The organism is Exiguobacterium sp. s145, from assembly GCF_018618835.1.
In the GTDB taxonomy this organism is placed as follows: Bacteria; Bacillota; Bacilli; order Exiguobacteriales; family Exiguobacteriaceae; genus Exiguobacterium_A; species Exiguobacterium_A artemiae.
In genome coordinates this window covers 31,413-55,684 of sequence record NZ_JACSMV010000005.1, presented here as the reverse complement: position 1 = coordinate 55,684, position 24,272 = coordinate 31,413, and the positions used below count along the sequence as shown (strand labels likewise).

The 24,272-nt window shown below is 46.5% G+C and carries 19 protein-coding genes; 10 read left to right on the top strand and 9 right to left on the bottom strand.

The features are described from left to right. Positions 1-84: 84 nt before the first annotated feature. Positions 85-495, top strand: coding sequence for a hypothetical protein (locus tag KNQ07_RS06705; protein WP_214765630.1), 411 nt, complete (start codon positions 85-87; stop codon positions 493-495). 100 nt (positions 496-595) lie between these two features. On the opposite strand, the gene KNQ07_RS06700 is transcribed toward KNQ07_RS06705, so the two are convergent. Continuing rightward, entirely contained in the window at positions 596-937 is a 342-nt protein-coding gene (locus tag KNQ07_RS06700) for a hypothetical protein (RefSeq protein WP_012369632.1), read from the bottom strand. 59 nt (positions 938-996) lie between these two features. Beyond that, positions 997-1,377 (bottom strand): truncated hemoglobin, encoded by a 381-nt coding sequence (locus KNQ07_RS06695; RefSeq protein ID WP_214765627.1) that lies wholly within the window; start codon positions 1,375-1,377, stop codon positions 997-999. A gap of 339 nt (positions 1,378-1,716) precedes the next feature. On the opposite strand from KNQ07_RS06695, the gene addB reads away from it, so the two are divergent. The 9 genes from addB (at position 1,717) to KNQ07_RS06650 (ending at position 17,217) form a co-directional block, all read left to right on the top strand. After that, positions 1,717-5,148, top strand: coding sequence for a helicase-exonuclease AddAB subunit AddB (gene addB / locus KNQ07_RS06690; RefSeq protein WP_214765624.1), 3,432 nt, complete (start codon positions 1,717-1,719; stop codon positions 5,146-5,148). After that, positions 5,145-8,696: a helicase-exonuclease AddAB subunit AddA gene (addA, locus tag KNQ07_RS06685; RefSeq protein ID WP_214765621.1), complete on the top strand. Its 3,552-nt coding sequence runs from the start codon at positions 5,145-5,147 to the stop codon at positions 8,694-8,696. Before addB ends, addA begins: the two co-directional genes overlap by 4 nt. A gap of 147 nt (positions 8,697-8,843) precedes the next feature. Then, positions 8,844-9,221, top strand: coding sequence for a response regulator (locus KNQ07_RS06680; protein ID WP_012369636.1), 378 nt, complete (start codon positions 8,844-8,846; stop codon positions 9,219-9,221). Continuing rightward, complete coding sequence (locus KNQ07_RS06675) at positions 9,202-11,766, top strand: ATP-binding protein (protein ID WP_214765618.1); 2,565 nt, start codon at positions 9,202-9,204, stop codon at positions 11,764-11,766. Before KNQ07_RS06680 ends, KNQ07_RS06675 begins: the two co-directional genes overlap by 20 nt. Before the next feature lie 62 nt (positions 11,767-11,828). Continuing rightward, a complete protein-coding gene (locus tag KNQ07_RS06670) occupies positions 11,829-12,209 on the top strand; it encodes a DUF1516 family protein (protein ID WP_012369638.1) in 381 nt (126 codons plus the stop codon). A 151-nt stretch (positions 12,210-12,360) separates the two neighbouring features. Further along, positions 12,361-13,359 carry a class I SAM-dependent methyltransferase gene (locus KNQ07_RS06665; protein WP_012369639.1) on the top strand — a complete coding sequence of 333 codons (999 nt, stop codon included), beginning with the start codon at positions 12,361-12,363 and terminating at the stop codon, positions 13,357-13,359. Positions 13,360-13,464: 105 nt separating this feature from the next. After that, positions 13,465-14,955, top strand: a complete 1,491-nt coding sequence (locus KNQ07_RS06660; RefSeq protein WP_214765615.1) for a phytoene desaturase family protein — start codon at positions 13,465-13,467, stop codon at positions 14,953-14,955. Next, entirely contained in the window at positions 14,952-16,424 is a 1,473-nt protein-coding gene (locus KNQ07_RS06655) for a phytoene desaturase family protein (RefSeq protein ID WP_012369641.1), read from the top strand. Before KNQ07_RS06660 ends, KNQ07_RS06655 begins: the two co-directional genes overlap by 4 nt. Further along, on the top strand, positions 16,390-17,217 hold the full coding sequence (locus tag KNQ07_RS06650; protein ID WP_012369642.1) for a phytoene/squalene synthase family protein: 828 nt from the start codon (positions 16,390-16,392) through the stop codon (positions 17,215-17,217). Before KNQ07_RS06655 ends, KNQ07_RS06650 begins: the two co-directional genes overlap by 35 nt. 433 nt (positions 17,218-17,650) lie before the next feature. Here the strand turns inward: KNQ07_RS06650 and KNQ07_RS06645 are convergent, their stop codons facing one another. The 7 genes from KNQ07_RS06645 to pssA form a co-directional block, all read right to left on the bottom strand. Beyond that, positions 17,651-19,123, bottom strand: coding sequence for a phytoene desaturase family protein (locus KNQ07_RS06645; RefSeq protein WP_214765612.1), 1,473 nt, complete (start codon positions 19,121-19,123; stop codon positions 17,651-17,653). 15 nt (positions 19,124-19,138) lie between these two features. Further along, complete coding sequence (locus KNQ07_RS06640; RefSeq protein WP_214765609.1) at positions 19,139-20,215, bottom strand: glycosyltransferase family 2 protein; 1,077 nt, start codon at positions 20,213-20,215, stop codon at positions 19,139-19,141. After that, a complete protein-coding gene (locus tag KNQ07_RS06635) occupies positions 20,212-20,919 on the bottom strand; it encodes a lysophospholipid acyltransferase family protein (RefSeq protein ID WP_261966307.1) in 708 nt (235 codons plus the stop codon). The genes KNQ07_RS06640 and KNQ07_RS06635 overlap by 4 nt, the downstream gene beginning before the upstream one ends. Continuing rightward, on the bottom strand, positions 20,879-21,637 hold the full coding sequence (locus KNQ07_RS06630; RefSeq protein ID WP_251139494.1) for a carotenoid biosynthesis protein: 759 nt from the start codon (positions 21,635-21,637) through the stop codon (positions 20,879-20,881). The genes KNQ07_RS06635 and KNQ07_RS06630 overlap by 41 nt, the downstream gene beginning before the upstream one ends. Before the next feature lie 208 nt (positions 21,638-21,845). Next, positions 21,846-22,937: an IS200/IS605 family element RNA-guided endonuclease TnpB gene (tnpB, locus tag KNQ07_RS06625; RefSeq protein ID WP_214765603.1), complete on the bottom strand. Its 1,092-nt coding sequence runs from the start codon at positions 22,935-22,937 to the stop codon at positions 21,846-21,848. 5 nt (positions 22,938-22,942) lie between these two features. Continuing rightward, positions 22,943-23,341 (bottom strand): IS200/IS605 family transposase, encoded by a 399-nt coding sequence (gene tnpA / locus KNQ07_RS06620; protein ID WP_012369648.1) that lies wholly within the window; start codon positions 23,339-23,341, stop codon positions 22,943-22,945. 170 nt (positions 23,342-23,511) lie between these two features. Next, positions 23,512-24,258, bottom strand: a complete 747-nt coding sequence (gene pssA, locus KNQ07_RS06615; protein WP_012369649.1) for a CDP-diacylglycerol--serine O-phosphatidyltransferase — start codon at positions 24,256-24,258, stop codon at positions 23,512-23,514. Positions 24,259-24,272: the final 14 nt, after the last annotated feature.

Below are 24,272 nucleotides of genomic sequence, written 5' to 3'. Positions count from 1 at the left end.
ATCACTACTTAACACAGCGAATAAACAGTAAGGTGCGAGAGAGAGAATTAAAGGGAGGTGAAGCGGTCGAAAGACCGCTGCACAATGAATGAATCATATGAATGGTTAAACCGACGAAAATTACAACCCGGATTTGGTGTAAACGGTGGACGTCGCTTCATCAGTTCACGTATTGTCCGACCGGAAAATACACCGGGGAAACGGATCAAAGGCATTAAACGTGCCCGTCAGCTTGTCGTCGACGAGTCAGGAAATCGACGCTGGGTGACGAAACGAATCGTCGTAACAGATGCTGCAAAACACATGACAATCAATCGTCGTGCTTCGGTTGCCCAAAAAGAAGTGACGGAATCTCGTTTGGAGCAAGTAAAACAAAAATTAACGTCGAAAAAAGTTCTTTTACCTGTTTTAGCAGCAACAGGACTGGCCGTTGCCGGCGGAGTGCTCGCTTATGTCATGCGCCGTAAAAAACGAAATACAAAAGAACAACTATAATCTCAAGCAGACGACGTATTGTCTGCCTACAGCAAAAGCCGTGCTCTCCCCATGAATACATGAGGGTGGCACGGCTTTTATATGAAGAAGACTGCAGGTCTTACAAGAAACGTTTGCGAATCGATGTCGCAAGCGCCTTCTCAGAGATTTCTTCCAGTTCTGTTTGGTTTGTCGGATCGAAACTGTCATTGTAGAATCGGCCGACAAACTCAACCCGGTCATAATCCAGTTCTTTGAAAATCAAATGTTTATGATCGTCGTAGAAGACAACCCGGTAATAATCAGAGCCACGTTCGAGCGTCACGAGTGCCCGGATGTGTTCTAAGCGTTTTTGTTCGTCTGACTTTTCTTCTTCGACAGGCTCTTCTGTCGCTTTGGCTGCTTCAGCCTGTTCGAGTGCGCTTTTTACTAATTCACTCTTTTTATCTTGTTCTTCAGTCATGGTTATCGCCTCCAATTTTTATTTTACCTTGAAATGTACCGATGAGAAAGAAAAATCCCTTATCCGTTCTGATGAGCATCACAAATCCGCAGAACATTGAAGGCACCGATTCGTAAGCGTTCGATTAAACGTGTCGCGGCTTCTGAATCAGAAATGGTCTCTTCGATGGTCATCGTCATCAGTTCAATCCACCGGATGGCATGCACTTCTTTGATGGGCAAAAGACGATGAATCATGGCAAGATTCATTCGTTCATCATACGCATCATATTGTTTCGGACCACCTGTCAGTTGAATCAAGAATCGTGTTTGAGCCTGTTCAACGTGCCGGCGGTCGGAGGGGAATAAAGGACGAAGAAGATGATCTGTATAGACACGCTCATAAAAACGTGCGACGAGTTGTTCGATTGCTTGTTTTTGACCAAGGTCTTCATAAAGCATGTCTGTCCCTCTTTCTTTTCAGTCTGATGAAGACAACCATTATCTCAGTCTTTACCCGCTTTTTGCAACTCCACACGAACCACTTGATAAATGATTTAAACTGAATAGAAAGAGCACAAAAAGAAAAAATGTAATCTTGATTTAAAACGGACGTTTGTTCGTATTTATGAGATAATGATACATATGATAACGTCTAGGAGGAGAGGTCCGGTCTGTTATTTTCAGCACTCATTTCATATGAGAGGACAAAAGCGGCATAAAGCTCCCCGATATTATTTAAAGGAGGTGAAGGTCGGCCCACCTGATGTTACAACCACAGGTGTCCGCTGATCTGACACAATGAATTACATGCATTTAGGTCGTGCCGGTACAGGCAAGACCACAACATTAATTGAACAGGTAATTGACCAGTTAGCTGAGCAACCGCTTGGTCCATCCATCTATTTCATCGTACCGGATCAGATGTCCTTTGAGATGGAACGGCGTATTGCGACGGATCCTCGGCTGTCCGGTCTTGTCCGGATGGAAGTCATGAGTTTACGCCGGTTTGCCTTCCACATGATCCGGGATTACGGAAACCAGGTGATTCCGTTTTTAGATGAAACGGGGACACAACTACTATTACGCCAAGTTGTTGAAGAGGCGGAAGAAGAGTTGAAAATCTTTAAACGGACGAAAAATATGCCCGGCTTTTACAAAGGATTAGACGAATTGATTACCTCGTTTAAACGTTCTTTAGTAAATCCGGATATGCTACGTCAAATCAGTGGAGCGTCACCGGAACGCTCACCGAAATTAAATGATTTAGCCCTGATTTATGAACGTTTTACTGAACGAATCTCAGATAAGGCCCTTCATGCTGACGATTATTTTACGACCTTGATCGAGCTGTTACCAAAAGCTGATTTAAGCGATGTTTCTGTATTCGTGGACGGTTTTTATGAATTTTCGTTACAGGAACAGCAAGTTTTGCTCCGATTGATGGAATTGACGAAAGATATGCACCTGAGTTTTACACTCGATGTCGAAGACGTTTATACGAAACAGTCTGAGTTTGGAGTTTCACAACGCTGTTACATGCAGTTGATTGAACAGATGAAAGAGCGGCAGATTGCGCATGAAGACATTTATTATGGACAGACCGTTAAATTTCAGAGCACAGGCTTGCGGATGCTCGAACAAGCACTTCTGTCGCCCGGCTACCCGCCAACGGATGAAGAGGTGACGGGAGTGACGGTTTCTGCTGCCGTCAATCGTCAAGTCGAGACGGAAGCCGCCGTCAGAAAAGCCATTCAACTCGTGCGTCATGACGGATATCGTTTCAAGGATATCGCTTTTCTTGTCCGTCACCTGGAGCCATACGCCGATCACTTGGAACGCGCTTTTCAACTGTATGATATTCCGTACTTTTTGGATCAACGGGAATCGATGGTGCATCACCCGATCGTCGAATTAGTCCATGCCGTCCTCGAAATCGTGATGACGGGTTACCGGGAAGAATCTGTTTTTCGTCTGCTGAAAACAGAACTGATTCCACTTCCGGCAGAAGATCCGCGGTTAGCACTTGATCGCCTGGAAACATTTGTGTTGGAGCGCGGAATCAAGGGTTCGATGTGGAAAAAACCATGGCAACTGAAGCGCCGTTTAGCCGATGAAATCAGTTTGACGGATGCTGAATTACAAGAGGAACTCGAGCTGAACGAATGGCGTCAATTTCTGGTCGAGGCGATCGAACCGCTTGAAAAGCGATTCAAGGCCTCTAAGACCATGAGTGAATATACACGCGCTTTGTACCGTTTCCTGGAAGAACATCATATGACCGACCGGTTGACGGTGTGGAAGCAACAAGCGCTTGAAGTCAACGAACTCAGTCAGGCACGTGAACATGATCAAGTGTATGAAGCGGTACTGCATCTCTTTGAACAGCTGGAAGCTGCGGCACCTGAAGCTACGTTGACAACGGAACTGTTTGTCCAAATGGTCGAGACCGGGCTTGAAAGTCTCCGCTTCTCACTAGTTCCCCCTTCGCTCGATCAAGTGATTGCAACGGATTACGTCCGGGGGCGTTTACAACAGGTCAAAGTGGTCTTTTTACTCGGTGCCAATGACGGATTGATTCCACTTGTGGAAGACCAGTCTAAACTATTGTCAGAAGGCGATCATGACTTCCTGCATGATCAGGGCATTCCGGTAGGCAAAGCATCCTTGGATGTATTTGACGACGAATTGTATTACCTCTATCAAGGGGTGACGGCACCAAGTGAATCTTTGCATATCAGTTATGCACTTGTGGATGAGGACGGAAAGGCGCTTCAGCCGGCATCAATCGTTAAGCAGATCAAACATCAACTGCTGCAGGATCGTCCGGTAAAAACATACTTTGCAGAAGCAGGGGATCATGCGCCGGATGATCAGCTTCAGTTCGTGACGAGTCCGGAACGGGCGGCAGCAGCAGCGGCAATCGAATTGAGACGGCTTCAACGTCGTTATCCGATTCAACCGTCCTGGTTTGATGTGTATAATCGGTTGCTTGAGAACGGACGGGGCCGCGAACGGATGGCCCTGTTCTCCAATGCCTTGTTTTATCAAAACCAGGCAGAACCGTTGCCGGAGGATCTGGCACGTAATCTGTACGGTGACACGATCAAAGCCAGTGTCTCCCGCTTTGAGACCTACAATGCCTGTTCCTATAAACATTTTGCCCGGTATGGACTACGGTTAAAAGAACGGAAATTATATAAATTCGAAGCACCGGACATCGGCAACCTGTTCCACGGAGCCCTCAATGATTTATCGATGAACATCAAAGCCTCGGGGAAACGTTGGCGTGAACTGGATGACCAATCGTGCAGCAATCTCGCGAAAGAAGCTGTCGAGAAAGTGACGCCGGAAATTCAAAATGCGATTTTGATGAGTTCGAACCGTTTTGGTTACATCAAGAAAAAATTAACGGATGTCGTCGAGCAGACAGCCAAAATGCTTGTTAAACAGGCGGAACGTTCCGAGTTCGAACCTGATTTGTTTGAAATCAGTTTTGGGAACGCCATGTTCCCGCCGCTTCGATTTACCTTACCGGACGGCACCGAAATTGAATTTACAGGCCGAATTGACCGCGTGGATCAGGCGACGATCGGCGATCAATTATACGTTCGGGTCGTCGATTATAAATCGAGTGCCAAAGAGCTGGATTTTGCCGAAATCTATTATGGACTGGCGATTCAAATGCTGTTGTATCTAAAAACGGTTGTCGAACAGTCGGAAGTTCTATTTAATCAGCAGGCCAAACCAGCCGGAGCTCTCTACTTCCACGTCAAAAATCCAATGATGCGCGGAGATTTATCGGCGGACGAAATCGAACGGAACCGATTATTGCTCGAGTCGTACCAAATGCAAGGGGTTATCGTTGAAAATGATGAAGTATTACGAGCGATGGATCAGATTGCGTATGATGAACGTAAAAAATCGCCGCTCGTCAAAGTAACATTCACCAAAACCGGTCTTCATAAGTCACATACGAAAGGTGTCGTCAAAGAGGAAGAATTGACGGCGTTAATGGATCATGCCTGGGATGAGTTGAAGACGAGCAGTCAATCGATGTATGCAGGAGACATTGCGATTGATCCGTTTGATTACCAGGAGCGGACGCCTTGTACATTCTGCGAGTATCGTTCCGTCTGCCAGTTTGATCAGTCTCTCGGAAACGACTACCGGCAATTAAATCCGTTGTCGGAAAAAGAAGTCTTGGAACGGTTGAAGGAGGAGACGGAATGAGTGTGCAGTGGACGGATGAACAGCAACGGGCAATCGATGCGAGAGGCGGGCATATTTTAGTATCCGCCGCCGCCGGTTCCGGAAAAACAGCAGTATTAGTAGAACGGTTGACGCAACGTGTCATCAATCAGGAGGATCCATTGACAGCGGACCGAATTCTGGTCGCGACGTTTACGAACGCGGCAGCAAAAGAGATGAAGACGCGTGTCATCGAAGCCATCGAAGCGAAAATCAAAGTGGCCCCGGATGATCTTTATTTAAAGAAACAACGGCAAATGATGAATCGTGCTCAAATTACGACCATTCATTCTTTTTGTTTATCGATTTTACGTGAAAACTATTACAGGATTGGTCTTGATCCGGCGTTTCGAATTGCCGAGGAAGCAGAGTTGTTGTTGTTGCAGGATGACGTGTTGGAGGAAGTGTTTGAGAGCTTCTATGCTTCGGCAGATCCGGCATTTTATGAACTGATCGATAGCTATACGTCGGATCGGGACGATCAGGCGATGTTGACACTTATTTCGAATTTATACCGCTTTTCTCGATCACTTCCAGACCCGGAAGCGTTTTATGACCATTTGATCGCTCAGTACGATCAACCGATCGATCCGGATGAATCCAGTCTGTTGACACGGTTATTTGAACTGGAATGGGAACGGGTCGCCCCGGTCATCAATCGGTATATGGAATTATCATATCGCCTGCGACAGTCCGGATACGATGAGATGGCAGATCTGTTAGTGCAGGATGTCGCCCCGGTCCGGCGGATTAATCCGGAACAGGATCGTTGGACTACCGTCGCCCTGGCTTTTCAAGCTGTCGAGTTCGGCCGTTGGAAAGGAGTCCGTGGAGACGAAGAAATGAAAAAATTCCAGACCGAGCGGACGCGTCTCGTCAGTGACCTCAAAAAAATGCGGGATCTGTTTGTTGAGAAAGACGGGGTCGATTATCTGGAAGATTTACGTTCGCAATTGGGACATGTCGAGATGATTGTTACGCTTGTCCGCAGTTTCTCGGCAGCTTATCTCGAAGCGAAGCAACAGCGGGGAATCGTAGATTTTTCTGATCTTGAACATTTTGCATTAGCCATCTTGGAAGAAAACGGCGAGCCGACGGATGTCGCCCGTCTTCTTCAAGAACGTTTCATCGAAGTGTTAGTCGATGAGTATCAGGATACAAACGAAGTACAGGAACGAATCCTGCGACTTGTCTCCAAATCAGATGAAGCCACCGGGAATCTGTTTATGGTTGGCGACGTCAAACAATCGATTTATAAATTCCGTCATGCCGAACCGGGATTATTTTTGAATAAGTTTAAACGATTCCAACAAACCGAAGTCGGGACACGCATTGATTTGACGAAAAATTTCCGGAGCCGTTTGGAAGTCTTGGATGGAACCAATCATATTTTCCGTCAAGTCATGGACGAAGCCGTCGGAGAAATTGATTATGATGAAGCGGCTTACTTGCGGTTAGGGAATCTTGGGTATGTTGATTCGACTCAAGTTGATCCCGAACTACTGTTAGTCGATCAGACCGATACAAACAAAGAGGAACTCGAAGCGCAAGTCATAGCGACACGGATCATCGAGATGGTAAACGATGAGAATCCGTATCTCGTCTTTGATGCGAAACAAAAACGATTCCGGAAGTGCGAATACCGTGATATCGTCGTCCTCGTCCGATCGAGGGGAAAACGGGTTCAGGCACTCGTCGACGTTTTTGAACAATACGAACTGCCGGTTTATGCGGATACAACGGGCGGCTATTTCCAAGCAACTGAGATTCAAATCATGATGTCGCTGCTCAAGACAATCGATAATCCGTTGCAAGACATCCCGTTCGCGAGTGTCTTGCGGTCACCGATTTTCGGTTTGACGGATCGGGATCTAGGTCGAATTCGTGCTAAATCAAAAGACGGGTCGTTTTACGAAGCCGCTATACTTGTGGCGAAAGAACAGACACCGCTCGGTTTGCGTGTCGATGAAGCGCTTAATCAACTGCACCACTGGCGGACGGAAGCACGCGGAAAGTCGCTCGCAAGTCTGATCCGTTCCTTGTTTGATCAGACTGGCTACTTCGAATACGTCGGTTGTCTGAACGGCGGACGGAGCCGACAGGCGAATTTAAATGCTTTGTATGAACGCGCCCATCAGTACGAAGCGTCCGGTTATCGGGGATTATACCGTTTCTTGCGTCTGATTCATCGTTTAGTCGAACGCGGGGAAGATTTTTCGGAAGCCCGGTCGTTAGGTGAGGACGAAGATGTCGTCCGGATCATGACGATCCATCAATCGAAAGGACTGGAGTTCCCGGTAACGATTGTCAGCCAGTTAGGCAAGCAGTTTAATAAACAAGATCAAATTCAGGCAATCCAGCTCCACAAGACGTATGGTATTGCCCTTGATGCCATTGATCCTGTCAAACGACTGCGTTCCGGTACGCTTCTCAAAGAAGTCATCCGCCGGGAAATGGACCGGGAAATGAAGGCGGAAGAGATGCGTGTTCTCTACGTCGCAATGACACGGGCGAAGGAAAAGCTGATTCTTGTCGGAGCGATTAAAGGTCTGGAAGATCAATTGATCAAATGGCAGGATCAGCCGCTCGATGAACTGTTGTTGCCGGAAATGGATCGGCGGAATGCCAAGGCATATGCGGACTGGGTGGCACCAGCCGTCCTGCGCAATTTCCTGTTGAGCGAAGAGGAACCGCGCTGGTCATTTCGGGTCATCGCGCTCGATGAGATTGCCCCGTATCAAGAACTGACGAAGATGGTCGAACAACTGGAACACGTCCGTGTTCTTGAAAAAATTGATCATGCCGGTGACGAGACGCTGAATACTCAAATTGAAGCGGCTTTTGCGTATCAGTATCCGTATCAGGTCGCAACGGACACTGCGGCGAAACAAACTGTGACAGAGTTGAAGCGGACAGAACAATTAGAACGGGCGGCCTTCGAATCGACGCATCGCCAGTCGACGTATTACCGGACTCCGCAATTTTTAGGTCCCGTATTGACCGGGGCAGAACGTGGAACGGTTCTGCATTTAGCCATGCAGCTTTACGAATCCGGTCGTCCATTTGAGGAACAGATTCTCGACTGGGAACAGGCGGAACGTATTTCGGGTTTAGAGGCACAGACAATGCGGGAAGCTATTCCTGAACTAACGACGTTCCTTGCCTCTGATACCGGACAGTTATTTGAGCAACGTCTTCTGGCAGGGGAAGTTTACCGGGAACTCCCCTTCACCTATAAGATTGATTCCGCCAGATTCCGGTCCGATTGGCACGGTCCGAGTGACCAAGCCGTCATGCAAGGGATTGTCGACTGCCTGATTCGAGACGGAGACACATATATTCTGCTGGATTATAAATCGGACCAGGTCTTTGAAACGACCGACAATCAAAATCAAGCTGAAGTGTTGCGGACACGTTATGCGACCCAGTTAAATTTATATCAAGAGGCACTGGAAGCCATCCTGCACATCCGGATCAGCCGGAAACTGATTTATGCGTTTGCTCTTCATGAAGTGATTGAAATTTACTGATGATCTTTCGTCTGAAGAATCGATTCTGTCACATATTCAGTGAGCAGAACCGATTCGTCAGACGATTTTCATTTCTAAATATGAAAGAACTGTGTAAAATGAAAAGGTATGTAAAAGAATAACCGGATACCATAGGAGGTTTTATAGATGGCACGGATTTTATTAGCGGAAGATGAAGATGTATTACGTATGCTGGTGCTCGATACGTTAGAAGACGAAGGGTATACGATTGACGAAGCGACAGATGGTGATGAAGCGTATCAGAAAATCATGAGTCAGCATTACGATCTTGTCTTACTGGATTATATGATGCCTGGAATGACCGGAATCGAAGTCATCGAAAAAGTACGACGTCATCCAGATAAACAAAATTTAAAAATCATGATGTTGACAGCAAAAAGTCAACAATCTGACCGGGAACGGGCGGAAGAAATCGGAGCCAATTATTTCTTCTCGAAACCATTCAGTCCACTCGAATTGATTGATGTCGTAGGAGGAATATTGAGTGATCATCCAGTGGATTAATCGAAAAATCGGACGCCAGTTAATGGCTTCCTTTTATATCGTGTTAACGACACTTATGATTTCTTCGCTGATTGTCTATACTTATACGGATACAAAATTGCAGGAAACCCGATTGAAACTGGAAGACATCAGAGAGCGCAGCGCCCGTGCGGGTGCACTATGGGAAGAATGGCAGGATTTGCAGTTCAACATGCGGGGTTATGCGCTGATTGGTGATCAGGATATTTACCAGAAGATGATCAACCAACGCAAAACGATCGATGAGCAGACACGTTGGTTTGAAGAAAATGCGATTTATCAGCAAGGAAAAGATTATGCGCGTTCTTCACGTGAACTCTATGCTTATTACTTCGAAGCGATTTTGCCGTTGATTCAATCGTATGTGGAAGCGAAGTCATCCGGAACAGTCACGGAATCCTTTTTGGAAGGGAAGACATTAACATCGTTGCCGCTCGGTAAAGAATTGCTGGCAAATGGACAAATCAAATTAGACGCTTCCGGAAACATTGATGTGTTATCGGAAATCAACAAAAGCGAGTTGGCGCTTGGCGGGTATCGCGACTTCCTCGAAGACTGGTCGGAAAAAACGAGCCGTCAGTTGGAACAGGAAATTCAGACGACCCAACTAATTTGGCTGTCGAACATCATCGTATTAGTCGGGGTCTTGATTTTCTTCGTCTATCCGTTCATCCGGAAAATTACGGCAGAACTGTTGTCACTCGTTAAAAACAGCCAGCGTCTAGCCGGCGGCGAAGATATCAAACATGTCAAAGTATCCGGACGGAAAGATGAAATCGGAATTCTAGCTTTGTCATTTAATCAAATGGCAAGTTCCATCTCAGATAATAAACAGCATCTCTTGGCTAAAAATGAAGAACTGCAGGCGCAACAGGAAGAATTGCAGGCACAGCAGGAAGAACTGCAGGCGCAACAACAGGAACTTGAGGAAGCGCTTGAGTTAACGATGCGGAATGAACAACATCTGCAATATCGCAATGATTTGACGGAAACGTTGGCAGCTCGGGAAGCCTTGACAGCATATCCGGAAATTATTGAAAAGCTGATTGCCATTACGGATTCCGAAATCGGAGCCCTTGTGTTTGTCGATGAAGGATCTGCGTATTCGATCGTAACGCACGGGATGACGGAAGAACTGTCAGAACGATTGCTCGGAAGTGATCTGTCTTTGTTGAAACGTGCGGAGTCATTAAAAAAAGCCGTTCATTCCTCGAAGCAAGTCGCGAGCGATCATCCGTTGCCGTATCCGTACTATATGTATGAGACGGCAGTTCCGATTTTTGATCCGGCATCGGAAGAAGCCATTGCATTCATTTATCTTGTCCGTTACCGGGATCAGTTTACGAATGAACAGATGCGCGATATCATGTCGTTTTCACGCCAGTTGTCTCTTTCCTTGTTGCGAATGCGATTATTTGATGAGATGAACCGTGAAAAAACAAAAACCGAACGCATTTTGGATTCAATCCGCGAAGCGGTCATCTATATTGAACCGGGAAAAGACGAAGTGTTCGTCAATCGTCCGCTGTACGATCTATTTCCGGAGCTTCAATATGGCGCGGCCAAAAACGAAACGCTGCAAGGATGCCTTAATACGATTCGTGCGGTTGTCGATGAACCTGAAATCTTTGCCCGGTACATGGAAGGTATTTTACGAGGGGAAGTTCCGAAGGACAGTCTGCAATTTTCGATCCATCAGCAAGTCGTATTCATTCAATTTTATGTGGAAACGATTGAAGTGGAAGGGATCCGGAAAGGGACGATGCTTGTCTTGCGTGATGTGACGAAGGAAACCGAGATGGACCGTCTGAAATCGGAATTGGTTTCGACCGTTTCGCATGAACTGCGGACACCGTTATCCTCGATCTACGGTTTTACGGAACTGATGTTGAATCGGAAGATGGATCTTTCGAAACAAGATAAGTATTTAAAAACCATTCACTCGGAAACGGAACGTTTATCGAATCTCGTCAATGATTTTTTGGATGTCCAACGGATGGAAGCGAGAATTCAATCCTATCAAAAAGGACTACTGAATCTACAACCGCTTTTAGAAGAAACGACGCAATTCTACGCGGCATCGACAACGAATCATACGATCACGTTCCGTTCCCTGACCGATGCTTGTCCTCTGATTGAAGCGGATGAGGAAAAAATGAAGCAACTGATGAATAATCTGTTGAACAATGCTGTCAAGTACTCTCCGTTCGGGGGTAACATCGAAGTCGTGTTGGAAGCGGACCATCATCATGTCCAGTTTGCAGTACGGGATGAAGGAATCGGGATTCCGAAGTCTGCCTTGGCGAAGCTATTCGATAAATTTTACCGGGTCGATAATTCGGACAGCCGGAAAATTGGCGGAACCGGTCTTGGTCTTGCTATCTGTAAAGAAATCGTCGAAGGACATGATGGAGAGATTACAGTCGAGTCGGTCGAAAAGCAGGGAAGCACGTTTACTGTCAAGCTGCCGCAGAGTGTCCAGGAATACATGGTGGTTCCTGACGGACTTGATATGTCGGAAAAATAATACTATGTCTGAAGTGAAAAATCAGATACGATGAATGAAGAATGAACAAAGGGGGAAATCAAATGCCGATTACTGCATTTGTACACACACACGTTTTATTATGGATTTTACTGCTTGTTACATTTTTTGTTGCGTTCTCGATGTATAAGAACGGAAAAAGTGCTGCGAAAGGCGTTCACATGGCATTCCGTCTCTTATTGCTCTTGACGTTTGGGACGGGTCTTTATCTCTACATCACGATCATGGGACAGTCTGCTAATCCGGATGGCTTGTACCATGCGAAAATCACAGCCGGTCTGCTTGTCCTGATTTTTGGAGAACTGACACTTGTTCGTCTTAAAAAAGGGAAATCCTATTCCGGTTTCCTGCTTGGATTTGCGGTACTCGTCCTCGTAACGATTTTCCTTGGATATTCGTTACCGTACGGTATGCAATTTTTTTAATCCGACCCAGGTCAATCATCAATCAGACAATCCGTTTGGTCGGATTACACACACGTTACTCGTCATAAAGAGGAACGTGTGTTTTTTTGTGTTTACAAACTGTTGTTATTTGGGAAAAGGGATATATTACGCAGTCGAGAGGGGAACGCTTGTGGCACAGTTGAAAGAATGGACGAAAGTTTTCCGGGCAAGAAAGTGGATGAAACGAGCTGAACCTGTTTTACCTTTATGGCATGGTTACATCGGGTATAAATACGGTCTCTTTGATGTATTAGGATCAGGGGCGACGCAAGCTGAGGCTCAGGTTCGTCTCAAGCAACCATTGACGACAGAAGCCTTATCCCGTTGGTTTGAAGTCGGATTGGCGGTAGGACATCTGAAAAAGAAAGACTTACGATATACAGCGACCCGTCACGTATTGCCGGAATTATCTAAAACAGATGAAAGAAGTATCGGTTTTATGTTATCCGAATTGATGGAACTGCATCTGCCTGCGTTGTTCTCTTATCCACAATTTTTGGAACATGGCCAGCAGAAAAAGTTCGATGGGGAAGAACACGGCGATATTGTGGCAGAAACATCCGCATTAGTGGAGACCGTTGCGTTTCCTGCCGTCCGTCATATCATCCGCAGTCAAAACGTGACATCATTGCTAGACATCGGCTGTGCTTACGGCGGTTACTTACGTAAAATTCACGAAGCTTTGCCTGAACTGCGACTGGCAGGAATTGATATTGAGGAATCGGTCATCGCGGAAGCGAAACGGCGGGATACGACCGGTGAAATCGACTTTACTGTCGGTGACATTAAAACTTTTGATGTCAAAGAAACATATGACGGCGTCATGATGAATAACATCTTGTATTATTTCCCGAAGGAAGAACGTCTTCGTCTTCTCGAGGGGGTCCGGCGTTTCGTTAAGGATGACGGGACGGTCATTTTAGTCACGCCATTACGTGGCAGTGAACACGGTGCGCCATTCTCTGCCGCATTCAATGCGTTCATGACGTTACATGAAAATCTTTATCCGTTGCCGGGTAAAGAAGAACTAACAGAACAACTTCATGCTGCAGGTTTTAAAAATGTGTCGATTTCACCATTTTTAAAAGAAGGAGCCTGGTATATTGTGACTGCAAACGCCACTTCCTAAGGGAAGCTTGGCGTTTTTACAGTTTTAGGGCAGTTCAAATTTGTGAGGAGTAGTATGTGATTAGTATAATAGTTAAAACGAGTAGAGAAAAAGGGAGAGATTCGTGTGAAGCAGCGTGTAGCCGTTATTGGAGCAGGACCTGGAGGGCTCGCTTGTGCGATGTTGCTTGCAGGCAGAGGAATAGATGTCACCGTATATGAAAAACAACCGATTGTCGGGGGGCGAACTTCTCGCGTGCAGGTCGGGGATTACCAGTTTGACCGGGGTCCTACCTTTTTAAATATGCCGCATATCCTAGAAAACTTATTTACAAGTATCGATTTGGATATGAAGGATTATTTGGACTTAAAAGCACTTGATCCCATGTACACACTGTATTTCAACGGCGGGAAAGATCATTTTACGATGACAACGGATCGTGATCGGATGAAACAGACGATTGAGCAACATTTCCCAGGAAACGGGGAAGGATATGATCGTTTCATGGCAGAACAAGCCTTGAAGCTGGCAAAACTGATGCCGATTTTGCAGACGAAACACGATAAATTAACGGACTATCTGTCTCCACGCGTCATCACGGCGCTCCCGCGTCTATCTCTCGGGCGTTCGTTATACGATGTCCTGTCCGATTATTTTACGAGTGAAGAATTAAAGTACGCTTTTACTTTCCAAGCGAAGTATTTAGGGATGTCAGCATGGGAATGTCCGGGCGGTTTTTCTATCCTGTCCTATATGGAACATGCATATGGTGTCCATCATCCGATCGGCGGAATGAATCAAATTCCGGAAGCGATGAAACGGGCAGTGGAAGAGCTCGGGGGGACGGTCCATCTCAATACAGGAATCAGTCAATTGATTTTAGATGGAACAACTGCGACCGGCGTCATTCTCGAGTCTGGTGAACATGTTTTATACGATGATGTTGTCGTCGGAGCAGATTTTGCCCATGCGATGAATCATCTTGTTCCCGAAGGTGTCCTGAAAAAATGGTCGCGTCCGAAAATTGAGCGGAAGAAGTTTTCTTGTTCGACCTTTATGCTGTACTTAGGTGTCAATAAATCATTTGATGCTCCGCACCATACGATTTATTTTGCCGATGATTATGAAAAAAATGTCCGTGAGATGACCCAGACATTGGAATTATCCGATGATTTTTCATTTTATGTCCAAAATCCATCAATCATCGACAGTACATTGGCACCTGAAGGGAAATCATCGTTGTACGTGTTAGTACCGGTTCCGAATAATTACTCTGAACTCGACTGGGCGATTGAAGGACCGAAATTACGCCGTCGTGTCCTCGATGCCTTGGAACATCGTTCGCCTTATACAGGTGTCGAAGCAGCGATTGAAGTGGAAGAGATGTTCACACCGGATGATTGGGAAGCGATGGGAGTACACCAGGGAGCAACTTTTAATTTGGGACATCAGTTAACACAAATGATGTATTTTAGACCGCATAACCGGTTTGAAGAATTGGAGCATGTCTATCTGGTTGGAGGCGGAACGCATCCTGGAAGCGGCCTTCCGACCATCTTTGAATCAGCTCGGATCACGGCGGACTTATTGACAAGTGAAGTGGGTGTCGGAAAATGAAAATTGGATTTGTCGGAGCAGGTGTCGGAACACTCCACGCCGCTTTATTACTAACGAAACGATATCCGGAAGTCGAAATCACGATTTTTGAAAAAGAGTCACGTGCAGGCGGTCGACTCGCCTCCGTTGATTTCGAGACAGGCGGAAGAATTGATCAGGGGCCGACGATTGTCTTGATGCCCGGAAAACTGCAGGAACAATTAAGAGAAGCGGGGCTTGAAGGTGTTGAGTTGGAACGGATTGATCCTTTATACGACCTTCATTTCGACGACGGAACGATTGTGACAAAACAGGCGGATGTAGTTGATCAAACGATTGCGATTGAACGTCAATTCGGAGAAGGTCGCGGGTTCCAAGAATTTATGCAACAAAAAGCAAAGGATTATGACGTCAGCGTATCGAAATTTTTAGAGCGGACATATTCACGTAAACGGGATTTGTTGCACCCGGATATGTTAGCGCCCTTAGTGAAGATGCATGCGATGGAAACGGCACATGATCACTTAAAACGTTTCTTTAAAAGTAAACACCTGCGAATGGCTTACAGTTTTCCGACCTTTTACATCGGGGGTAACCCTTACACGACGCCTTCCATCTATGGATTGATTCCTTACCGGGAACAGGAAGAGGGTGTCTGGTACGTTAAAGGCGGATACTTCTCTTTAGCCGAGCGGATGTATGAAGCGTTAGTTGAGCGGGGCGTTACGTTTAAGTTCAATCAACCGGTCGACCGCGTCTTGATCCAGCAAGGTCAGACGAAGGGACTTGTCGCTGCAGGACAGGAGTACGTATATGATACGGTTGTCCTGAACGGAGAGTTTCCATTGATGGAATATTTGGTTGAAGGCAAGCAACCGAAAAAGTATGTGCCGTCCGGCGGAACATTACTACTGTACTTTAAGATTGACGGAAAAGTTGATTTACCTGTCCATCGTTTTTTAATGCCAAGTGATTTAAAACCGTTGATGACGTCCATCTTCAAGAAAAATGAGTTGCCGGAAAATCCTGCCGTATATTTATTTAATCCGAGTAAGATTGATGACGCATTGACGGCATCCGGTACTAGTGTCGTCTATGCGTTGGTTCCGTCACCACGTGGATTTGATCAGGCTAACTATGAAGCGCACGGATTTATTGATCAGATTTTAGACAAAATTGAGCAACATCTTCCTGGATTCCAAAGTCAAGTTACCGAAATGAAAATACGTACACCTCAAGATGCTCAAGATTTTGGATTGTATGAAGGCGGAAGTTTTGGCATCGCACCGACGATTCGCCAATCGGCTGCTTTAAAAACACAAGCTAAACCTTATGCTGATATTGAACGGTTGTATGCAGTAGGCGCATCTGTCCATCCGTGTGGAGGCGTTCCGATCGTTATGATGGGAGCGACATTACTTGTCAATCGAATGGAACAAGAGATGAGGTGGAAAAATGGATACAGTGACGAACGCATATCTAGTATGTGAACAAACGATTCAAGGTGGATCAAAAACCTTTTATAAAGCCTTCTCTTTACTGCCGAAGCAAGATCGGATGGCAGTCTACGCCATCTATACGTTTTGTCGTCATCTCGATGATACGGTGGATGAATCAGCGACACCAAAAGAAAGCTTAGCGGAATTCCTGGAAGAGTTTCGTTTATTCCGGTCGGGTAACTCGATCAATAAACCCTTATGGATTGCACTCGCAGATGTCTTTAAACGGTATGAGATGGATGAGACGCCGTTTTTAGAACTGGCAGAAGGTATGCGGTGGGACATCGAAAAAAATCGGTACCACTCGCTGGAAGAGACGGAGAAATATAGTTATTATGTCGCGAGTACGGTTGGCTTGATGCTGTTGCCGATTCTTGCACCGAAACAAAATGATTTACGGGAGTCCGCCATTCAACTCGGAATCGCGATGCAATTAACCAACATTCTTCGGGATGTCGGAGAAGATGCAAAGCGGGGACGTATCTATTTACCGAAAGATTGGATGGACCAGTATGGTGTGACAACGGAATCGTTGTTGGCGGGAACTCCTTCCGGCGACTTTGCCGGATTGTGGGAAGCATTGGCATTAAGAGCCGAGCATTTATACGATGCAGCAACGCCTTCGTTTGACCGCTATCCGAAAGAAAGCCGTCGTGCACTGAAAGTGGCGGCTTTACTGTACCGGGGAATCCTCGACGCAGCACGTGACAATCAATACGATGTGTTCACGAAACGTGCTTATGTCAGCCGATGGCAAAAGATGAAGTTGCTCGCTACGATTTGACGAAAAACTCCATAAAAAAAAGACCTCGGCGGGGACCAAGGTCTTTTTTTTATGGAGTTTAGACCGGGGAGTCTAAACTAAAATCTGTTTGTACAAAATCAGATACAGAGTTCCAACAAGACAGGTCGCGATCCACGGGGATGGATCTGATGATGATTGAGCTGTCCGTAAACGAATCGGGATGAGACGATCTAAGGGGGAACGTCGTAAGTCATGCCGAACCGTTTACAGTGGTGTATCGATTGAACAAGTGGGTCTTGAACAAATGATTCAGACGAAACAGATATGTTAAGTTCCTAAACGCGTTTGACTCGGGGAAGTCACCATGCGCTTGATTGAGGATGTGGGGTCAATCACTACCTCTTGAACTCGAAGTAATCGTATCAAATCTAAGTTGTCCGTACAAGTAATTGATATGCAATTCACATAACGTTCACAGGGTGGCAGCGACTGCAGACACGATTCGTTCGCTTGCCAGTTTTCCTGAAAGCGTCACCATTGGACTACCGCCACCGGGATGCGTCGATCCGCCGGCAAAAAACAAATTGTGAACATTCTTTGAACGGTTACTTGGACGCATGAAAGCTCCCCGTGTACCATTCGAAGAAAGACCATACAGCGAACCATGATACGCTGAAAATTTCTGTTCAATATCCTGTGGTGTGATCCGTTGTTCGAATAAAACGTCAGACGTAATATCGATTCCGAACTGTTGAAGGCGTTGATCGATGATTTTATCGTACGTGTCAAAATCAACGGCAGATCCTTTGTGGGTAGCCGGAGCATTGACAAGGACAAACAGGTTGTCACCGGCTTCTCCCATTTCCGGTGCCGTGACCGAGGAATTCGAGATGTAGATGGTCGGCTCTTCTGCATAGCGATGTTGATTAAATAACGCTTCGAATTCGGCTTCATAGTCGGAAGAGAAAAAGACGTTATGATGGGCAAGTCCGGCAATACGGCGTCCGAGTCCGATGCACCGGACATAAGCAGAAATCGACGGCTCCATTTGCGCAGGAGTCGGATTTTTGAAGTCAGGCCGGACCGTTTCTGAAATCAACCGTGGATATTGGGTAAGCAGGTCACCATTTAACACGATGAAATCAACAGACAGGTAATCGACATGATTGAGTTCGATCTCCGTTGCCAACTGATTGGTCACTTCAATCTGTGTCACTTCGTCACCTAGCCGAAACGTCACACCGAGTTCACGGGCGCGACGGGCAAATCCTTCGGCAATGGCGGTATTTCCGCCACGTGTGAAATAAACACCGTCATTCAGCTCGAGATGGGCAATTAAACCGAATGTTGCCGGCGCTTGAAACGGGCTGCTTCCGATGTAAGTCGCATACCGATCGAGTGCTTGGATCAGCTGGGGATCTTTAAAATATTTTTTGTGTAGCCCGTGAAGTGTCTTAAAGGGATGGATCTTCGTCATGTCACGCAATAAGGAAAAATTAAAATAAGAGTCGATATTGATGAAAAATTGTTGTTTGGCGATATTGTACAGTTCCCGGACTTCATCTTGATAACCCGTAATATCATTTTTGGCAAGTTGTCCCTTCGTGAAACGGTCAACTTCAGTCCGCATCGCTTCACGGCCGCTGGCAAATGTCAATGAACGACCGTCCGGAAAATGATTGACCGTATGACGCGTCAATTTTTCAAAAGTAAAATAGTCATCAGGATCTGCTCCCGATTCCAAAATGACGGATTGAAAGATTTCAGGCATTGTGATCGTATTGGGACCGAAATCAAAACGGTGTCCCTCTGATGTGATAGGCATCATCTTTCCACCAATGTGTTCATTACGTTCAATGACGGTGACTTTAAATCCTTTTGAAGCAAGTGAGATGGCGGCACTCAAACCGCCGAGTCCCGCTCCGATGACTGCGATATGTTTCATAACAATGAAACCTCCTTAAGAATATGTCCGACCCTTCCAACTGATTTCCCTTTTCTTCAGTCTTCGAATCATCGCTGTCGCGAGTAATACGACATAAAGAATGGACGCAACAGGATGCCAAAACCAAGCACGAGAAATCATGGCCTTCCGATCGATGCGGTAACGGGCAATCATCATCAAAAGAAAGGCTCCGAGCGTCCAAAAGGACGGGAAAAAGAAGACAAGCGGTAAAGCGGCCGCTTGGATCAAGTAAAACAGCAGGAAATAGCTGCCGGCGATATAGGAATCATTCATACCGCGAAAGACGTTTTTCAGGAAACCTTGCCAGACGTCACGGTTGGTCGCATACATGTCACAGCTGACATAAGGAGCCACGTCGACGAGCGTTGTCGTAAAGCCGTTTTGTTTGAACGTCCGGCAGAGTTCCAAATCGTCGACGAGCGCCATTTGAATCGCCTGATGTCCGCCGACTTGTTCATAAGCATGCCGTTCAACAAGGACGACCATCCCGTTTGCTGCTGCAAAGGCGGGATGCTTGACCTTCCGGAAAGCAATCGGAAGGTGTTGGGCGATCAAGACATGTTGCATCGGAATGAGACACTTTCCGAGAAAAGTCGGAACAGGGAACGACGGAAAGCCTGATAAGAAGACCGCCTGTTCTTTTTGAAGCGTTGCGTAGAGCCGGGGAACCGTGTCTGCTGCCAGTGTGATGTCAGCGTCTAAGAACAATAGGTATTCTTCATGAGTCGCCTGTGCCAATTGATGACAGGCATGGACTTTCCCGGCCCATCCGGATGGTAGGTCGAGACCGTCGATGATCGTGAACTGATTTTCATCACTGACCAGCCGGACTAACAGATCGCGGGTCCGGTCAGTCGAGCGGTCTTCGTATAAATAGACGTGCATATTCGGATGAAGCGCTTGTCGGAGGGAATGAATCAGTTTCTCGACATTCCGTTCTTCGTTCCGTAGCGGAATACAGATTGCAAGACTCGGCGGAAGAACAGGTTCGCTTAGTTTCGGTAAAAACGACAGATTAATGAACGTGTAGAGACAAACAAGTGCTGCAACGGCAAACAGTACGATGATCATGAACGGATCGCCCGTAACCACTGTTCCGTCTTCACAGGAAGCGGCTCCTTTCTTGTAGTCAATACACGGTACGATTCAACGCGTTCTTCAACGGCATCCGTCCGGACATCGTCGTACAGCCGGGTCATCGCATCCGTCAGATAACGCAACTGTTCCGAAGCACGCGCAGCAGGCAGTTCAATGGTCCGGGTGCGGATGTAGACGTCCGGCTGTTGTTCGTGACCAAATGAATAATAAAACGAAAACAGGGAAATCGACCGGGCTGTTTTGGCAAGATGTGTCGCCCCGCTGCTGAGTTGGAGCGGACGCTCTTCTTGATGCCGTTCCTCCCCTTGAGGGAACATCCAGACACTGCTTCCGTCTGCCAACCGCTCTTTTGCATACTGCAGACTTTGCTTGATTTCTCCAAATGAACTCCGATCGATCGAGAATCCTCCAAGACGGGTGAAAAAAGGAAACCGTTCCAGTCCATGCTGATCAATCATGACGTAAGGGTCGTGACGCAGGACTGTTTGATCCAAATGAAATAAAATCATGCCATCCCACCATGAGCCGTGCGTCGCGAGCATCAAGCCGGGTGTCGGTAAATCATCTGCCCGGTACAGGACACGGTGAAACTGCTTTCGGATTAAGCGTTCTTTTACGTAGAAATGAAAAGTGTGTTCAGCCCATTTGCTTTTGTTTGCTTTTTGCAAAACGCACACCTCCTTGTGTGAGCCAATAGGTAATACCAGCGAGAAGACTGATCAGTGTCACACCGTAAAGTCCTGCGACACCTGCTGTCAGACCGAACAGCGCATGAAGCATCAGAAAAAGATACTGGTTGTTCCGTTCAAGAGCTGTGATGGTAGACTGTTGTTCAAACCGGGCGATCAGGAGCGAGAAAAAGAGTGCCGTTCCATACCAGCCAAAAAAGTTTTGTGTCGGAATGTCATAATAGAAACCGCCGTCCTGCCAGAGCCAATAGGATTTGACGTTGGCAGCCACCGGGTCGATGGCCATATCCAGCCAGACTGCAAACAACGGGACTAAAATGACCGTGTTGAAACGAATCGGGAATCGTCGTGAGAAAGCAAGGCTGGCTCCCATGACAGACAACCAGGCAGCACCGATCGTGATCGGTACACCAAACAGCAGGACGCCAAAATCGGCCTCATAGGCATATGTACCGAACGGCCAGCCGGTATGGACACCGATCGATTCGATGATGATGGACCCGAAGAAAATGACGGGAATAATGTAACGTCCTTTCGGTACGACATCCCACAGGTAAAGCGCGGCATATAAACCCGATGCAAATAAAAAAACAGCGTTTGCCCATTCCAGCCAAGGCGGAAGTAAGGAAAAACCGACTAAAATCAGTCCGATAAAAAACCAGACGGTAAAGAATAACCAGAGTTTCTTTTGAAACCGATCCATCATGAGTACGTCCTCCATCTCTTTTTATTCTGATATTAGTATACCCGTAGCAAAGGGCGTCGAGCCAGAATGGAGGTGGAATTTACGGTAGTGAACTACTCACCACTTATTTGCTTCGCAAATTGAAGGGGGAGCTTCTTGGGAAGACCGTACTTTTAAGAGCTACGATTATTTGCCAAGCTCATCGGGTGGTTCCCACCCTGAAGGGTTTTCAGTCTGCTAACCGCAACAAGTTGATACTTGTATTGATATCTCGATCATGATGCGCACCGCAAGTACATGTCCACTCGCGTACATCGATTGTTTTCTTCTCACCTTTTACTCCACAAGAAGAACAGATTTGGGTCGAGGCGTACCATTGATCCGCCTTGATAAGTGTTCGTCCGTAGAATGCGCATTTGTATTCTAACTGTCGGACGAACCCATACCAACTGACATCTCCAATCGATTTGGCGATCTTATGGTTCTTCATCATGTTCTTCGATTTAAGTGTCTCGACGACGATGACTTGGTTATCGTCAACCATCCGTTTCGAAAGCTTATGAAGAAAATCTTGACGTTGATGTGCAATCTTTTCATGTTTCTTGGCGAGGATGATCCTCGCCTTCTCTCGGTTCTTACTCCCGATCTTCTTGCGGGCCAAAGCGCGTTGCGCCTTCTTTATCTGCTCTTCGGACTTTCGAAGAAAACGAGGATTGTCAACTTTCTCAGAAACACGTTCATCATTTGTCAGGATGGCGAAGTGCTCCAAACCAAGGTCGATTCCTACTTTATTTTGGGCTGGAACCAATTGCGCTTCGGCTTGATCGACAAGGATGGAGATGAAGAATTTCCGCGTCTTCGTCATCGAGACCGTCGCGGACTTGATCACACCATCAAACGGACGATGTTGTTTCAACTTCACAAAACCGATTTTAGGAAGTTTCACCTTACGATCTTCGATGCGGATGCTTCCCTTCAGATTGTTTGTTGTGTAAGAGGCTCGGTCGTTGTGCTTCGATTTGAATTTCGGAAACCCGACAGACTGATCTCGAAAAAAGTTTTGATACGCCTGGTTTAAGTCCATCTGAGCGTTCGCAAGAGAAAGACTGTCGACTTCTTTGAGGAAGGGGAATTCGGGCTTGTACTTCGCCGGGGTTGGGAGCTTCTGCTTCGCGTCAGGATTGAGCTTCGAATCTTCATACAATCGGATCCGCTCTTCGAGCATCTTATTGTAGACGAAACGGACACAACCGAACGTCTTCACGAAATATTCTTGTTGGGATTTCGTCGGATAGAGTCGAAACTTGTACGCCTTCAGCAAAGCAATCACTCCTTTCCTTGTTTTTCGATATAGTGTCTGATGACGTCGCTTGTCGCACCTCCGGTCGTCACTAGACAGTAACTTCGAGACCAAAACATTTCTTTCCATAGTTGTTTCTTGATATGCGGAAAGTCTCGTTTGATCAGTCGGCTGCTTGCACTCTTGTAAGCGTTCAGAAACTTTGACATCTCCGTGTTTGGGTGTGCTTTGAAGAGCACATGGATATGATCGCCGTCATGATTCCACTCGTTCAGCGTGATGTGATACGATGCACCGATTCGTTCGAACGTCTGTCTCGCGAAGTCCGAGATGGCGTCATCGATCACTTTGCGTCTGTATTTCACTACTAGGACAAGGTGATAATTCAGAAGAAAGACTGAATGTTTATTTGTGTCCATTTTCATTGATATATCAGTCCTTTTGGTTAGTCACACTGATTGTATCAAACGATTCTAGTCTTGCCAAGACGGGCGATTCATCTCCCACCTACGCTTGGCTTCGTCCCGGTACGCTTAGAGGTGGGAGAATTCTCGCTAAATTTAGTTAAAAAAAACAGACCGGATGAACCGGTCTGCTAATCGATCTGGTGATTTTTCTGTTTTTTCTTTTTGATGAAGGAAAATAACAAAAAGGCGATGTAGAGAGGAACGGCGACGAACCAGAAAGTCGACCACTCGTTGCTGCGGGCAATCATGACGTAGGTTACGTACAGCAATGTAAAAGTGATGACAAATGTATGTCGCGGTACCGGAATATCCTTGAAACTCGGAATTTTGACTCGGCTTACCATTAAGAAGGCGAGAGCCGTAAAGACGAGCGGCACCATTAAATCATTCATACGGCCGCTGAACAGGGTGACGACGGCTAAGATACCTCCGGCTGCTGTAATCGGCACGCCGGAAAAATAGGCGGAAGCTACATTAGTGGCCGACAGATTGAAACGGGCCAGGCGGAATGCACCAAACAGAGGGAACAACGCCGCAATCAGCAAACCAATTTCTCCAAAATCATAAAAATAAGTGTAATAGGCCATCATGGCTGGAGCGACACCGAAGGTCACGACATCAGCGAGTGAGTCCAGTTCTTTTCCGAAATCACCAGCGACACCAAGCATACGGGCGATCCGACCATCCAGACTGTCGAGCATCATCGCGATGACGATCAGTAAGGTCGCATTTTGAAAATCTCCCCGCGCCGCCATGACGATGGCAAGAAAACCACAGTATAAATTTCCGAACGTAAAGAGGTTCGGAATAGAGTTACGCACACGTTCTTTCCACAAAATGATTCCTCCTGCCACTTCTTCGATACTATCCATCATATCATAAACAACTG

What these genes read in the sequence shown, in the direction of transcription:
- KNQ07_RS06705 (WP_214765630.1), top strand. Translation starts at nt 85, where the DNA reads ATGAATGAATCATATGAATGGTTAAACCGACGAAAATTACAACCCGGA.
- KNQ07_RS06700 (WP_012369632.1), bottom strand. Translation starts at nt 937, where the DNA reads ATGACTGAAGAACAAGATAAAAAGAGTGAATTAGTAAAAAGCGCACTC.
- KNQ07_RS06695 (WP_214765627.1), bottom strand. Translation starts at nt 1,377, where the DNA reads ATGCTTTATGAAGACCTTGGTCAAAAACAAGCAATCGAACAACTCGTC.
- addB (WP_214765624.1), top strand. Translation starts at nt 1,717, where the DNA reads ATGAATTACATGCATTTAGGTCGTGCCGGTACAGGCAAGACCACAACA.
- addA (WP_214765621.1), top strand. Translation starts at nt 5,145, where the DNA reads ATGAGTGTGCAGTGGACGGATGAACAGCAACGGGCAATCGATGCGAGA.
- KNQ07_RS06680 (WP_012369636.1), top strand. Translation starts at nt 8,844, where the DNA reads ATGGCACGGATTTTATTAGCGGAAGATGAAGATGTATTACGTATGCTG.
- KNQ07_RS06670 (WP_012369638.1), top strand. Translation starts at nt 11,829, where the DNA reads ATGCCGATTACTGCATTTGTACACACACACGTTTTATTATGGATTTTA.
- KNQ07_RS06655 (WP_012369641.1), top strand. Translation starts at nt 14,952, where the DNA reads ATGAAAATTGGATTTGTCGGAGCAGGTGTCGGAACACTCCACGCCGCT.
- KNQ07_RS06650 (WP_012369642.1), top strand. Translation starts at nt 16,390, where the DNA reads ATGGATACAGTGACGAACGCATATCTAGTATGTGAACAAACGATTCAA.
- KNQ07_RS06645 (WP_214765612.1), bottom strand. Translation starts at nt 19,123, where the DNA reads ATGAAACATATCGCAGTCATCGGAGCGGGACTCGGCGGTTTGAGTGCC.
- KNQ07_RS06640 (WP_214765609.1), bottom strand. Translation starts at nt 20,215, where the DNA reads ATGATCATCGTACTGTTTGCCGTTGCAGCACTTGTTTGTCTCTACACG.
- KNQ07_RS06630 (WP_251139494.1), bottom strand. Translation starts at nt 21,637, where the DNA reads ATGATGGATCGGTTTCAAAAGAAACTCTGGTTATTCTTTACCGTCTGG.
- tnpA (WP_012369648.1), bottom strand. Translation starts at nt 23,341, where the DNA reads ATGAAAATGGACACAAATAAACATTCAGTCTTTCTTCTGAATTATCAC.
- pssA (WP_012369649.1), bottom strand. Translation starts at nt 24,258, where the DNA reads ATGATGGATAGTATCGAAGAAGTGGCAGGAGGAATCATTTTGTGGAAA.